The 12,756-nt window shown below is 41.3% G+C and carries 13 protein-coding genes and 2 pseudogenes; 12 read left to right on the forward strand and 3 right to left on the reverse strand.

Translation table 11 applies throughout. The features are described from left to right. Positions 1-142: 142 nt before the first annotated feature. The 10 genes and pseudogenes from Q4A91_RS03160 (at position 143) to dnaJ (ending at position 9,398) form a co-directional block, all read left to right on the forward strand. The gene (locus tag Q4A91_RS03160; protein WP_303206804.1) at positions 143-670 is read left to right on the forward strand and encodes an aromatic acid exporter family protein; all 528 of its coding nucleotides are present in this window, start codon (positions 143-145) and stop codon (positions 668-670) included. Between the two features lie 76 nt (positions 671-746). Next, complete coding sequence (gene glnR / locus Q4A91_RS03165) at positions 747-1,103, forward strand: transcriptional repressor GlnR (protein WP_303206805.1); 357 nt, start codon at positions 747-749, stop codon at positions 1,101-1,103. A 38-nt stretch (positions 1,104-1,141) separates the two neighbouring features. Continuing rightward, positions 1,142-2,488, forward strand: coding sequence for a type I glutamate--ammonia ligase (gene glnA / locus Q4A91_RS03170; RefSeq protein ID WP_001122885.1), 1,347 nt, complete (start codon positions 1,142-1,144; stop codon positions 2,486-2,488). 182 nt (positions 2,489-2,670) lie between these two features. After that, positions 2,671-2,991, forward strand: a complete 321-nt coding sequence (locus Q4A91_RS03175; protein ID WP_303206806.1) for a PadR family transcriptional regulator — start codon at positions 2,671-2,673, stop codon at positions 2,989-2,991. Next, on the forward strand, positions 2,991-3,566 hold the full coding sequence (locus Q4A91_RS03180; RefSeq protein WP_303207395.1) for a DUF2812 domain-containing protein: 576 nt from the start codon (positions 2,991-2,993) through the stop codon (positions 3,564-3,566). Before Q4A91_RS03175 ends, Q4A91_RS03180 begins: the two co-directional genes overlap by 1 nt. A 43-nt stretch (positions 3,567-3,609) precedes the next feature. Continuing rightward, positions 3,610-4,106 (forward strand): annotated as a pseudogene (locus Q4A91_RS03185) (DUF2812 domain-containing protein). A gap of 175 nt (positions 4,107-4,281) precedes the next feature. Continuing rightward, positions 4,282-5,316, forward strand: a complete 1,035-nt coding sequence (gene hrcA, locus Q4A91_RS03190; RefSeq protein WP_303206807.1) for a heat-inducible transcriptional repressor HrcA — start codon at positions 4,282-4,284, stop codon at positions 5,314-5,316. A 26-nt stretch (positions 5,317-5,342) separates the two neighbouring features. After that, on the forward strand, positions 5,343-5,858 hold the full coding sequence (gene grpE / locus Q4A91_RS03195) for a nucleotide exchange factor GrpE (RefSeq protein WP_000046025.1): 516 nt from the start codon (positions 5,343-5,345) through the stop codon (positions 5,856-5,858). 257 nt (positions 5,859-6,115) lie between these two features. Next, entirely contained in the window at positions 6,116-7,939 is a 1,824-nt protein-coding gene (dnaK, locus tag Q4A91_RS03200) for a molecular chaperone DnaK (protein WP_303206808.1), read from the forward strand. A gap of 322 nt (positions 7,940-8,261) precedes the next feature. Next, the gene (dnaJ, locus tag Q4A91_RS03205) at positions 8,262-9,398 is read left to right on the forward strand and encodes a molecular chaperone DnaJ (RefSeq protein WP_001066315.1); all 1,137 of its coding nucleotides are present in this window, start codon (positions 8,262-8,264) and stop codon (positions 9,396-9,398) included. Between the two features lie 76 nt (positions 9,399-9,474). On the opposite strand, the pseudogene Q4A91_RS03210 reads toward dnaJ, so the two are convergent. The 3 genes and pseudogenes from Q4A91_RS03210 to Q4A91_RS03220 all read right to left on the reverse strand — a co-directional run bounded on the left by Q4A91_RS03210 (position 9,475) and on the right by Q4A91_RS03220 (position 10,897). After that, positions 9,475-10,135, reverse strand: a pseudogene (locus Q4A91_RS03210) (hypothetical protein). Between the two features lie 63 nt (positions 10,136-10,198). Further along, positions 10,199-10,477 (reverse strand): hypothetical protein, encoded by a 279-nt coding sequence (locus Q4A91_RS03215; protein WP_000777745.1) that lies wholly within the window; start codon positions 10,475-10,477, stop codon positions 10,199-10,201. Between the two features lie 9 nt (positions 10,478-10,486). Further along, positions 10,487-10,897 (reverse strand): HIT family protein, encoded by a 411-nt coding sequence (locus Q4A91_RS03220; RefSeq protein ID WP_125384974.1) that lies wholly within the window; start codon positions 10,895-10,897, stop codon positions 10,487-10,489. A 67-nt stretch (positions 10,898-10,964) separates the two neighbouring features. On the opposite strand from Q4A91_RS03220, the gene Q4A91_RS03225 reads away from it, so the two are divergent. Both Q4A91_RS03225 and Q4A91_RS03230 read left to right on the forward strand, forming a co-directional pair. Further along, positions 10,965-11,696, forward strand: coding sequence for an ABC transporter ATP-binding protein (locus Q4A91_RS03225; protein ID WP_247943219.1), 732 nt, complete (start codon positions 10,965-10,967; stop codon positions 11,694-11,696). Further along, entirely contained in the window at positions 11,693-12,742 is a 1,050-nt protein-coding gene (locus tag Q4A91_RS03230; protein WP_303206809.1) for an ABC transporter permease, read from the forward strand. Before Q4A91_RS03225 ends, Q4A91_RS03230 begins: the two co-directional genes overlap by 4 nt. Positions 12,743-12,756 lie beyond the last annotated feature (14 nt).

The raw sequence follows: 12,756 nt of genomic DNA on the forward strand, positions 1-12,756 counted from the left end.
TCCATAATTTCCATAGTGGTTTTTACCCACTACAGATATTATAGAGCCCTTTTTTATAGCCCGAAATTAAAAACGCTTCCTATTGATTTTCACTCATAAAATCAACTAATTTATGTTAAAATGGTAGTAGAAAGTTGAGATTATGAGTTATTTTAAAAAATATAAATTTGATAAGTCACAGTTCAAGCTTGGTATGCGAACCTTCAAAACAGGGATTGCCGTATTTATAGTTCTCTTGATTTTTGGTTTTTTTGGCTGGAAGGGGCTTCAAATTGGAGCGTTGACAGCGGTCTTCAGTTTACGAGAGAGCTTTGATAAGAGTGTCCATTTTGGAACTTCGCGTATCTTAGGAAATAGTATTGGCGGTTTTTACGCCCTTGTCTTTTTCCTCTTAAACACTTTATTTCATGGAGCCTTTTGGGTAACCTTACTAGTTGTTCCAATTTGCACCATGTTAATCATTATGACAAATGTCGCCATGAACAACAAGGCAGGAGTTATCGGTGGTGTAGCGGCTATGTTAATCATTACCCTATCAATACCAAGCGGAGAAACATTTTTGTACGTATTTGCACGTGTATTTGAAACATTTATGGGAGTTTTTGTCGCAATCCTTGTAAATTATGATATTGAGCAACTGAAACTCTTTTGGGAGAAAAAAAGAAAATAATGTTACATTTTATGACATTATTCGTTGACGTTTGTCTTTTTTTAGACTATAATAGACAGGAAGAAGGAAATTGTAAATGAAGGAAAGAGAATTTCGCCGAAATATGGCTGTTTTTCCTATCGGCAGTGTTATGAAATTGACCGATCTCTCGGCGCGTCAGATTCGTTATTATGAAGATCAAGAGTTGATCAAACCTGATCGAAACGAAGGGAACCGTCGCATGTATTCGTTGAATGACATGGATCGTCTGCTTGAAATCAAAGATTATATCTCTGAAGGTCATAATATTGCTACGATTAAGAAAAAATATGTTGAACGCGAGGCGAAGTCCAAGAAAGCCGTGAGTCAGACGGAAGTGCGTCGTGCACTTCACAATGAACTCCTCCAGCAGGGGCGCTTTGCTTCAGTACGGTCACCCTTTGGTCGCGGTTAGGCAATCGCAAGTAGTCATATATATTAAGGAGAAAACCCATGCCAATCACAGCTGCAGATATTCGTCGTGAAGTCAAGGAAAAAAATGTTACCTTTATCCGTCTCATGTTTTCAGATATTCTGGGAACCATGAAAAACGTCGAAATTCCTGCTACAGATGAACAGTTAGATAAGGTCTTGTCAAACAAAGCCATGTTTGATGGCTCTTCTATTGAAGGTTTTGTACGTATCAATGAGTCAGATATGTACTTGTACCCAGACTTGGATACATGGACAGTCTTCCCTTGGGGAGATGAAAATGGAAGTGTTGCAGGTTTGATCTGTGATGTCTATACAACAGAAGGCGAACCCTTTGCAGGTGACCCTCGTGGTAATCTGAAGCGTGCACTTCGTCATATGGAAGAGGTAGGATTCAAATCCTTCAACCTTGGTCCAGAACCAGAATTCTTCCTCTTTAAACTCGATGAAAATGGAGATCCAACACTTGAAGTAAATGACAAGGGTGGGTACTTCGATTTGGCGCCTACTGACCTTGCGGACAATACACGTCGTGAAATCGTTAATGTCTTGACCAAAATGGGATTTGAAGTAGAAGCGAGTCACCACGAGGTTGCGGTTGGACAACATGAAATTGACTTCAAGTATGATGAAGTCCTCCGTGCCTGTGACAAGATTCAAATCTTTAAACTTGTTGTTAAAACCATTGCTCGCAAACACGGTCTTTACGCAACCTTTATGGCGAAACCAAAATTTGGTATCGCTGGATCAGGTATGCACTGTAATATGTCCTTGTTTGATGCAGAAGGAAACAATGCCTTCTTTGATCCAAATGATCCAAAAGGAATGCAGTTGTCAGAAACGGCCTACCATTTCCTGGGTGGTTTGATTAAGCATGCTTACAACTATACTGCCATCATGAACCCAACGGTTAACTCATACAAACGTTTGGTTCCAGGTTATGAAGCGCCTGTTTACATTGCTTGGGCTGGTCGTAACCGTTCGCCACTTGTGCGCGTGCCGGCTTCACGTGGTATGGGAACTCGTCTTGAGTTGCGTTCGGTGGACCCCATGGCAAACCCATACATCGCTATGGCTGTTCTTTTGGAAGTTGGTTTGCATGGTATTGAAAACAAAATCGAAGCACCAGCTCCTATCGAAGAAAATATCTACATCATGACAGCAGAAGAGCGTAAGGAAGCTGGAATCACTGATCTTCCATCAACTCTTCATAATGCCTTGAAAGCTTTGACTGAGGATGAAGTGGTCAAGGCAGCCCTAGGTGAACACATCTACACTAGCTTCCTTGAAGCCAAACGTATCGAGTGGGCTAGCTATGCGACCTTTGTTTCACAATGGGAAGTTGATAATTATCTTGACTTATATTAAGAATATAAAAAGGGCTCTATAATTTCCATAGTGGTTTTTACCCGCTACAGATATTATAGAGCCAAAGTCTAAGAAGAGAGAACGAGAAATCGTTCTCTCTTTTTCTTGCATTTTATATCGAACTGTGATATATTTTATATAACGAAGTGCGATATATCGAATTAAATAGGAGGTGTGGTTAAATGGAATTAACAGATAAGATCAGGCGTGTTTACCTCCCCATGACTGAAACAGGTTTTTATATCTTGTTTTGTTTACAGAAGGAGAACCATGGATATGGTATCACACAAAAGGTCAAGGAGATGACTGATTCACAAGTTTTGATTAGTCCAGGGACTATGTATGGAACCTTGTCAAAGATGGAAAAGGATGACTTGATTTCCTTTATCCGGGAAGAGGAAAAACGAAAAATCTATCAGATCACAGACTTGGGACGAAAAGTCTTAGATATTGAATTGAAACGTATTGAACGGCTCTATAGAAATAGTCGGGAGGAAGGATGATGGAAAAGAAAAATGTTTATAGAATTTTTACCATTGCGGATTATGAGAGGGAGGCTCTATACTTTAGAGAAATGCATGCCAAGGGCTGGAAGCTTAGAAAAGTAAGCTATTCTATCTTATTGTTTGTAGTTAAGTATACCTTTGAAAAGTGTCAGCCGGAACAAGTATCTTATCAGTTGGATTTTTACCCGATGGAAAAATCAGAGAGATCCTCCTATTTACAACTATTTAAAGATTGTGGTTGGGAGCATATTACAGACTTTAATAGTTTTTCTTATTTTAGAAAAGCACATTCTGAAATTGAATCGAATGCAGAATTTGAAATCTATAATGACCCTGCTGGGAAATTAGCTATGGTTAATCGCATTTTAAGACTGCGATTAGTACCTGCTTTACTTTTGCTAGCCATACATATACCATTCTTACTTAAATTGCTCAATAGAAGTAATGCGTATGGTCTATGGAGTTTTCTTGCGGTCGGGCTAGATATTTTCTTGTCTTTAATCCTTTTGTTAATAGTTGTCTATATTAGCTGGAAGTTAGGGCATAAAAAGAAGGAATTATCAGATTTATGATGATTTATGATAAGATAGGTATGCTCAAATTGGAGAGAAAGTCATGATAAATAAAAAGCAATTTAGGATTTTCACCATTGTTGATTTGGACAAGGAAGAAGAATATTTACATGAGATGCACTTGAAAGGTTGGAGATATAGAACTAACCGTTTGGCTTTTTCTATTTTGAACGATGCCAACCAGATGATGTCATCTATCATATCTATGATTCTAGATTTCTTAAAAAGTATAAGCATGAACTCCAAGATTTTAGAAATAGCGGTTGGGAATTGATAGAAACAGATTTTTGTTTAATTCTTCGTAAACCAACTTCTGATATACTTTCAGAGGAGAAAGTCTATATGAGTAAGGATCTCAGATGGGAAGTTATGTGGTCTAGACTTCGTTCCTGTATAGCCACTTTTTCAGGTGGTCTTGTTGTTTGCATGAGTTTGTATCGAGAAAATTTGTCTCAGTCTTTCTTTATTATTTTCGTTTTATACACTTGCTTAATTTCTTATCTAATCTATGGTTTTTTCAGACTTAAAAGGAAATACTAAGTAGATGAGAAGTAAGATTCTAGGTCTTCAGACTGATTTTTAGCACTCTTGGCAAAAGAGTGCTAATTTTTTGAGTTTTTGTCTTGACATTCTCTTCTAAGGGTGTATAATAGAATCATGAGTTAGCACTTGGATGTATAGAGTGCTAATCGATCAGACAGAGAGGAGTGATGAGATGGTTACAGAGCGTCAGCAGGATATTTTAAATCTGATTATTGACATCTTTACCAAAACGCACGAACCTGTCGGATCCAAGGCGCTACAAGAGTCTATCAATTCTAGTAGTGCTACCATTCGTAATGACATGGCGGCTCTAGAGAAGCAGGGTTTGCTTGAAAAAGCGCATACCTCAAGCGGTCGTATGCCAAGTGTTGCCGGTTTTCAGTACTATGTAAAACACTCACTGGCTTTTGATCGGCTGGCTGAAAATGAGGTTTATGAGATTGTCAAAGCCTTTGATCAGGAGTTCTTCAAACTGGAGGATATTCTGCAAGAGGCTGCTAATCTATTGACAGACCTAAGCGGCTGTACGGTAGTAGCACTGGATGTTGAGTCGAGCAGACAGCGCCTGACGGCCTTCGATATTGTCGTTCTTGGACAACATACTGCTCTTGCAGTTTTCACCCTAGACGAGTCTCGAACGGTTACCAGTCAGTTTTTGATTCCAAGGAACTTCTTGCAGGAAGATTTAAATCGCCTCAAGACCTTGATTCAAGAACGTTTCCTCGGTCACACCGTTCTAGATATTCACTACAAAATTCGGACGGAGATTCCGCAGATTATCCAACGTTACTTTACAACAACGGACAATGTCATGGATCTCTTTGAACACATTTTTAAAGAAATGTTCAACGAAAATATTGTGGTAGCGGGAAAAGTCAATCTCTTGAATTTTGCCAATCTAGCAGCCTATCAGTTCTTTGACCAACCGCAAAAGGTGGCCCTAGAGATTCGTGAAAGTCTGCATGAAGATCAGATGCAAAATGTCCGTGTTGCGGACAGTCAAGAGTCTTGTCTAGCTGACCTAGCAGTGATTAGCAGTAAATTCCTCATCCCTTATCGTGGTTTTGGAATTCTAGCGATTATCGGTCCGGTCAATCTGGACTACCAGCAATTGGTCAATCAAGTCAATGTTGTCAATCGTGTTTTGACCATGAAGTTGACAGATTTTTACCGCTACCTCAGCAGTAATCATTATGAAGTACATTAAGATTGAAATCATTAAAGGAGGCGAAAATGGCCCAAGATATAAAAAATGAAGAAATGAAAGAAGAGGAAGTTGTGGAAACAACTGAAGAAACAACTCCTGAAAAGTCAGAGTTGGACTTGGCAAATGAACGTGCAGATGAGTTTGAAAATAAATACCTTCGCGCTCATGCAGAAATGCAAAATATTCAACGCCGTGCCAATGAAGAACGTCAAAACTTGCAACGTTATCGTAGCCAAGACCTGGCAAAAGCAATCTTACCATCGCTCGACAACTTAGAACGTGCACTAGCCGTTGAAGGTTTGACAGACGATGTTAAAAAAGGATTGGAGATGGTGCAAGAAAGCTTGGTTTACGCTTTGAAAGAAGAAGGAATCGAAGAAATCGCAGCTGACGGCGAATTTGACCATAACTATCATATGGCCATCCAAACTCTCCCAGCAGATGATGAACATCCAGCAGATACCATCGCCCAAGTCTTTCAAAAAGGCTACAAACTCCATGACCGCATCCTACGCCCAGCCATGGTAGTAGTATATAACTAGGCAACAGAGCTTAGAAATTTTGTCCGAAATGACAATAAACTATGAAGAAAGATAAAAAGCAAGCCGGAGGCTTGCAAGGAAGATATTGCCCGCCGTGGTGAAAGTTTCAGTAGCTTTGGCTACTGAAACAGGGGATTTTTGAGACAATAGGCTCAAAAATAAGCGATGAAATCCCGAAGGGAGTTGCTCACGTCCCCACCACTTAAGGAGAATATCAAAAAATCAAAATTCGAATTAAAATTTAAGGAGAAAAACACATGTCTAAAATTATCGGTATTGACTTAGGTACAACAAACTCAGCAGTTGCAGTTCTTGAAGGGACTGAAAGCAAAATCATCGCAAACCCAGAAGGAAACCGCACAACTCCATCTGTAGTATCATTCAAAAACGGAGAAATCATTGTTGGTGACGCTGCGAAACGTCAAGCAGTCACAAACCCAGATACAGTTATCTCTATCAAATCTAAGATGGGAACTTCTGAAAAAGTTTCTGCTAACGGAAAAGAATACACTCCACAAGAAATCTCAGCTACGATCCTTCAATACTTGAAAGGTTATGCGGAAGAATACCTTGGTGAAAAAGTAACCAAAGCAGTTATCACAGTCCCAGCTTACTTCAACGACGCTCAACGTCAAGCAACAAAAGACGCTGGTAAAATCGCTGGTCTTGAAGTAGAACGTATCGTCAACGAACCAACTGCTGCAGCTCTTGCTTACGGTTTGGACAAGACTGACAAAGAAGAAAAAATCTTGGTATTTGACCTTGGTGGTGGTACATTCGACGTATCTATCCTTGAATTGGGTGACGGTGTCTTCGACGTATTGTCAACTGCAGGGGACAACAAACTTGGTGGTGACGACTTTGACCAAAAAATCATCGACCACTTGGTAGCAGAATTCAAGAAAGAAAACGGTATTGACTTGTCTACTGACAAGATGGCAATGCAACGTTTGAAAGATGCGGCTGAAAAAGCTAAGAAAGACCTTTCTGGTGTAACTTCAACTCAAATCAGCTTGCCATTCATCACTGCAGGTGAGGCTGGACCTCTTCACTTGGAAATGACCTTGACTCGTGCCAAATTTGACGATTTGACTTGTGATCTTGTAGAACGTACAAAAGTTCCAGTTCGTCAAGCCCTTTCAGATGCAGGTTTGAGCTTGTCAGAAATCGACGAAGTTATCCTTGTTGGTGGTTCAACTCGTATCCCAGCTGTTGTAGAAGCTGTTAAGGCTGAAACTGGTAAAGAACCAAACAAATCAGTGAACCCTGACGAAGTTGTTGCCATGGGTGCTGCTATCCAAGGTGGTGTCATCACTGGTGATGTTAAAGACGTTGTCCTTCTTGATGTAACACCATTGTCACTTGGTATCGAAACAATGGGTGGTGTCTTCACAAAACTTATCGATCGCAACACTACAATCCCAACTTCTAAATCACAAGTCTTCTCAACAGCAGCAGACAACCAACCAGCCGTTGATATCCACGTTCTTCAAGGTGAACGCCCAATGGCAGCAGATAACAAGACTCTTGGACGCTTCCAATTGACCGATATCCCAGCTGCACCTCGTGGAATTCCTCAAATCGAAGTAACATTTGATATCGACAAGAACGGTATCGTGTCTGTTAAGGCTAAAGATCTTGGAACTCAAAAAGAACAAACCATTGTCATCCAATCCAACTCAGGTTTGACAGACGAAGAAATCGACCGCATGATGAAAGATGCAGAAGCTAACGCTGAAGCAGATAAGAAACGTAAAGAAGAAGTAGACCTTCGTAACGAAGTTGACCAAGCAATCTTTGCTACTGAAAAAACAATCAAGGAAACTGAAGGTAAAGGATTCGATGCAGAACGTGATGCTGCCCAAGCTGCACTTGATGACCTTAAGAAAGCGCAAGAAGACAACAACTTGGACGAAATGAAAGCAAAACTTGAAGCCTTGAATGAAAAAGCTCAAGGGCTTGCTGTTAAACTCTACGAACAAGCCGCAGCAGCCCAACAAGCTCAAGCAGGAGCAGAAGGTGCACAAGCAACAGGAAACGCAGACGATGATGTCGTAGACGGAGAGTTTACGGAGAAATAAAATAGTCCAGTGGACTATTTTATCCCGAGCTTGAAAGTCGGAGAGCGAGATCGTTAAGAATGACTAGTTCTAAAACAAAGTATAATAGACTTTGTTTTAGAATGTCGTAATGATAAGAAGAAATCCAGAGGTTGCAACCCAGCCTCTGTTTTTCGATAAAAAGGGATAGGGCCGAGTGGCTGGAGTATTATCTCATCAATATAAAAGAAAGGAATTGAACTCGAGCGGAAAGCTTGGAAATTAGATAAACCTCCTAAGAAATCAGAATTTCTTGTCGGTTTCCTAAATTTCAGTCGCTTTCTGTTCGCTCTTAGTATCTTGTATGAACAATACTGAATTTTATGATCGTCTGGGGGTGTCAAAAAACGCTTCGGCAGACGAGATCAAAAAGGCTTATCGTAAGCTTTCAAAAAAATATCACCCAGATATCAACAAGGAGCCTGGCGCTGAGGAAAAGTACAAGGAAGTTCAAGAAGCCTATGAGACCTTGAGTGACGACCAAAAACGTGCAGCTTACGATCAGTATGGTGCTGCAGGTGCCAACGGTGGCTTTGGTGGTGCTGGCGGTTTTGGCGGCTTTGACGGAGCAGGTGGCTTCGGTGGTTTTGAAGATATCTTCTCAAGTTTTTTCGGGGGAGGCGGAGCTTCACGCAATCCAAACGCTCCTCGTCAAGGGGATGACCTCCAGTACCGTGTGAACTTGACCTTTGAAGAAGCTATCTTCGGAACGGAAAAGGAAGTTAAGTACAACCGTGAAGCAAGCTGTCGTACATGTAATGGATCTGGTGCTAAGCCAGGGACAAGTCCAGTCACTTGTGGACGCTGTCATGGCGCTGGTGTCATTAATGTCGATACGCAGACTCCTCTTGGTATGATGCGCCGTCAAGTAACTTGTGATGTCTGTCATGGTCGCGGAAAAGAAATTAAAGATCCATGTACAACTTGTCACGGAACAGGTCATGAAAAACAAGCTCATAGCGTACATGTGAAGATCCCTGCTGGTGTGGAAACAGGCCAACAAATCCGCCTAGCTGGTCAAGGTGAAGCAGGATTTAACGGTGGACCTTATGGTGACTTGTATGTAGTAGTTTCTGTGGAAGCTAGCGATAAGTTTGAACGTGAAGGAACAACTATTTTCTACAAGTTAAATCTTAATATTGTCCAAGCTACTCTTGGAGACACTGTAGAAATTCCAACTGTTCATGGAGATGTTGAATTGGTTATCCCAGAAGGAACTCAGACTGGCAAGAAATTCCGTCTACGTGGCAAGGGAGCACCGAGCCTTCGTGGCGGTGCCGTTGGTGACCAATATGTTACAGTTAATGTCGTGACTCCGACAGGTTTGAACGACCGCCAAAAAGCTGCGCTTAAAGAATTCGCAGCTGCAGGTGACTTGAAAGTCAATCCAAAGAAAAAAGGCTTCTTTGACCATATAAAAGATGCCTTTGAAGGAGAATAAAGTAAAAAGAGCCGGCGGGCTCTTTTTTTGTTATCATTAAAAATTTAGTATCGAGAATCATTCTCCAGTTAGTCTACTATTTATACTTTTGAGTGAGCAAGCCAGCCACATCCATCTCCTGGATGAGTTGCTTGAATTCCTCTTCCTTTCCAGGCTTAACGGTGACGGTGTCAATGCGCTTAATCGCCGAATTATCCTGAATATCTACTAAGGTCAAAGCTTTTTCATAGAATGCGATTCCCTTTTTAAAACTTTCTTGATTATTCCAAAAGAGAAGTGAGTAATTAGGGTTAAATTTCTTTCCTTTTTCTTGGAAATACTTCTCGCCCTCCTTCTCTAAAAACTGAAATAAACCATGATTGAACAAGTTATCCCCTACTTTATAGTAGGAAATCTCTCCTGTCTGGAGGACATAGACTTCCAGTCGGTTTTTGGTGAGTTTTGGACTTTCTTTTAGGACGGGGTGGCTATTGATGACATCATCAGAGAAAGTAACATAAAAATGTAAGCCTCCACCCTCAAATTGATACCTTCCATTTGATTCTACTTTCTCAGGAGGCATGTCAAGAGAGATAAAGATTTGTTTTAAGGCTTCATTCCCCTCACGGATGTCACTCGGTGAAGCCTTGAAAAGATGGGCCACTAGTAGAAATGCTAGGGCTGCAAGCAGGCAGAGGCAGCCGGCAAGGGATCGCGATGACCTTCGCTAGAACTTTTACAAACTGTTTCATTTTCATTGCCTCCTTTTTCTGTTCAAATCTAGTAATCCAAAATGGATTTAAGGAAAGTTGGAGGCTTTCTTATTCTTGTTTTTCTTCTTGGAGGACCGCCATTCTGGTTTGGAAATCTTTTTCCAAGACTTTGAACTTGTAGGTCAAATCTTTTTGGTATTCCTTGATAAGGGCTTTTTGTTGGTCGATGATTTGCAGGCTGTTTTGGATGATATCCAAATCATCCTTGATAGCTTGAACGCGGTCAGTTGTATCTAGCACTTCATCCTGAATAGCTTGGCGATTTTTCACGACAAAATAACTTCCAGCTGCAGCTCCTGCAAATAGCAATAGATTGGATAGTTTCATGGCATCTCCTTAAGCGTTTTTAATGGTTTCAGCGACTTGGGCAAGTTTGTCAAAGTCAGGTTCGTGGGCAATAAAGTCGATCTTGAGGTCATCTTCTGCACCGTAGCGAGGTACGAGGTGTACATGGGTATGAAAGACCGTTTGACCAGCGATTTCCTCGCAGTTGGCAATGATATTCATGCCAACAGCCTTGGTAGCCTTCATGACTTTTTGAGCCACTGTTGGTACTTGGGCAAAGAGTTGGCTGGCGCTGGTAGCGTCCATCTCCAAAAGATTACGATAGTGCTCTTTGGGTACAATGAGGGTGTGTCCAGGCGTTACTTGAGAGATATCAAGAAAGGCAAGAACCTGCTCATCCTCGTATACTTTTGAAGCAGGAATCTCCCCTGCGATGATCTTACAAAAAATGCAATCTGACATAAAATCCACCTCTACTGTATTGAATTTTGATATAATATAGCTACATTATACCAGATTCGGAGAAAATATGTTAGAAATTAAAAACCTGACAGGAGGCTATGTTCATGTCCCTGTCTTGAAAGATGTGTCCTTTACAGTTGAAAGTGGGCAGTTGGTTGGTTTGATTGGTCTTAACGGTGCTGGGAAATCAACGACTATCAATGAGATTATTGGACTTTTGACGCCTTACAGTGGAGAAATCAAGATTAATGGTCTCACCCTGCGAGAAGATGCGACCAGCTATCGCAAGCAGATTGGCTATATCCCAGAAACGCCTAGCTTGTATGAGGAATTGACTCTTAGAGAGCATATCGAGACGGTTGCCATGGCCTATGGTATTGAGCAAAAAGTGGCTTTTGAGCGAGTAGAATCTTTGTTAAAAATGTTTCGTTTGGACCAAAAATTAGACTGGTTCCCAGTACATTTTTCCAAAGGGATGAAGCAGAAGGTCATGATTATCTGTGCTTTTGTGGTGGATCCGAGCCTTTTCATCGTTGATGAGCCTTTCCTTGGCCTCGATCCGCTGGCTATTTCTGACTTGATTCAGCTTCTAGAAGTAGAGAAGCAAAAAGGCAAGTCCATTCTCATGAGTACCCACGTGCTGGATTCAGCGGAGAAGATGTGTGATGCCTTTGTCATCCTCCACAAGGGGGAGGTGCGAGCTCAGGGGAACCTCCAGCAACTCCGCGAAGCCTTTGACATGCCTGAAGCGAGTTTGAATGATATTTACTTGGCTCTGACCAAAGAGGAGGAGCTATGAAAGACTTGTTTTTAAAGCGAAAGCAGGCTTTTCGTAAGGAGTGTGTTGGTTATCTGCGTTATGTTCTCAATGACCACTTTGTCTTGTTCCTGCTAGTTCTCATCGGTTTTCTAGCTTACCAGTACAGTCAACTTCTGCAACATTTTCCTGAAAACCACTGGCCTATCCTCTTGTTTTTGGGGATTGTATCTGCCTTGCTTTTGGCTTGGGGAGGAATCGCGACCTATATGGAAGGACCTGACAAGCTCTTTCTCTTAGTCAGTGAAGAGGAGGTTAAGTCTCACCTCAAAGGGCAGACAGTGCGCTCACTGGTCTTTTGGCTCTTGGTCCAAACCCTTTTCTTGCTTTTGTTTGTACCCTTGTTTTTAGCCATGGGCTATGGTTTTCCAGTCTTTCTCATCTATGTGGTTTTATTGGGAGTTGGAAAATATCTCCTCTTTCGCCAAAAAGCCAGTAAATTTCTTACTGAGACTGGAATCGACTGGGACTATGTTATCGCCCAAGAAAGCAAGCGAAAGCAAGTTTTGCTTCGTTTCTTTGCTCTCTTTACTCAGGTCAAGGGCGTTTCAAATAGTGTCAAACGTCGCGCTTATCTGGATTTTATCCTAAAGACTGTTCAGAAGGTACCTGGGAAAATTTGGCAAAACCTCTATCTCCGTTCTTACCTGCGAAATGGAGACCTCTTTGCCCTTAGTTTGCGTCTTTTGCTCCTATCCTTGTTAGCTGTGATCTTTATCGAGCAATCTTGGATCGCTACAGCGGTGGTAGTGCTGTTTAACTACCTCTTGCTCTTTCAGTTACTCGCTCTCTATCATGCCTTTGATTACCAATACTTGACCCAGCTCTTTCCGCTAGAAAAAGGGGAGAAAGAAAAGGGATTGAAACAGATTGTGCTTGGTGTGGGAAGTGCAGTTCTTTTGCTGGAATTGTTGGTCGGAGCAGTGGTTTTTCAAGAAAAAATAGCCTTGTTGGCTCTTGTAGGGGCTAGTCTCTTCCTACAATTGTTTTATTTGCCTTACCAACTAAAAAGATTGGTTGACGAATAGACCAAAAACTAGTA

It is taken from the genome of Streptococcus sp., from assembly GCF_030528045.1.
In the GTDB taxonomy this organism is placed as follows: Bacteria; Bacillota; Bacilli; order Lactobacillales; family Streptococcaceae; genus Streptococcus.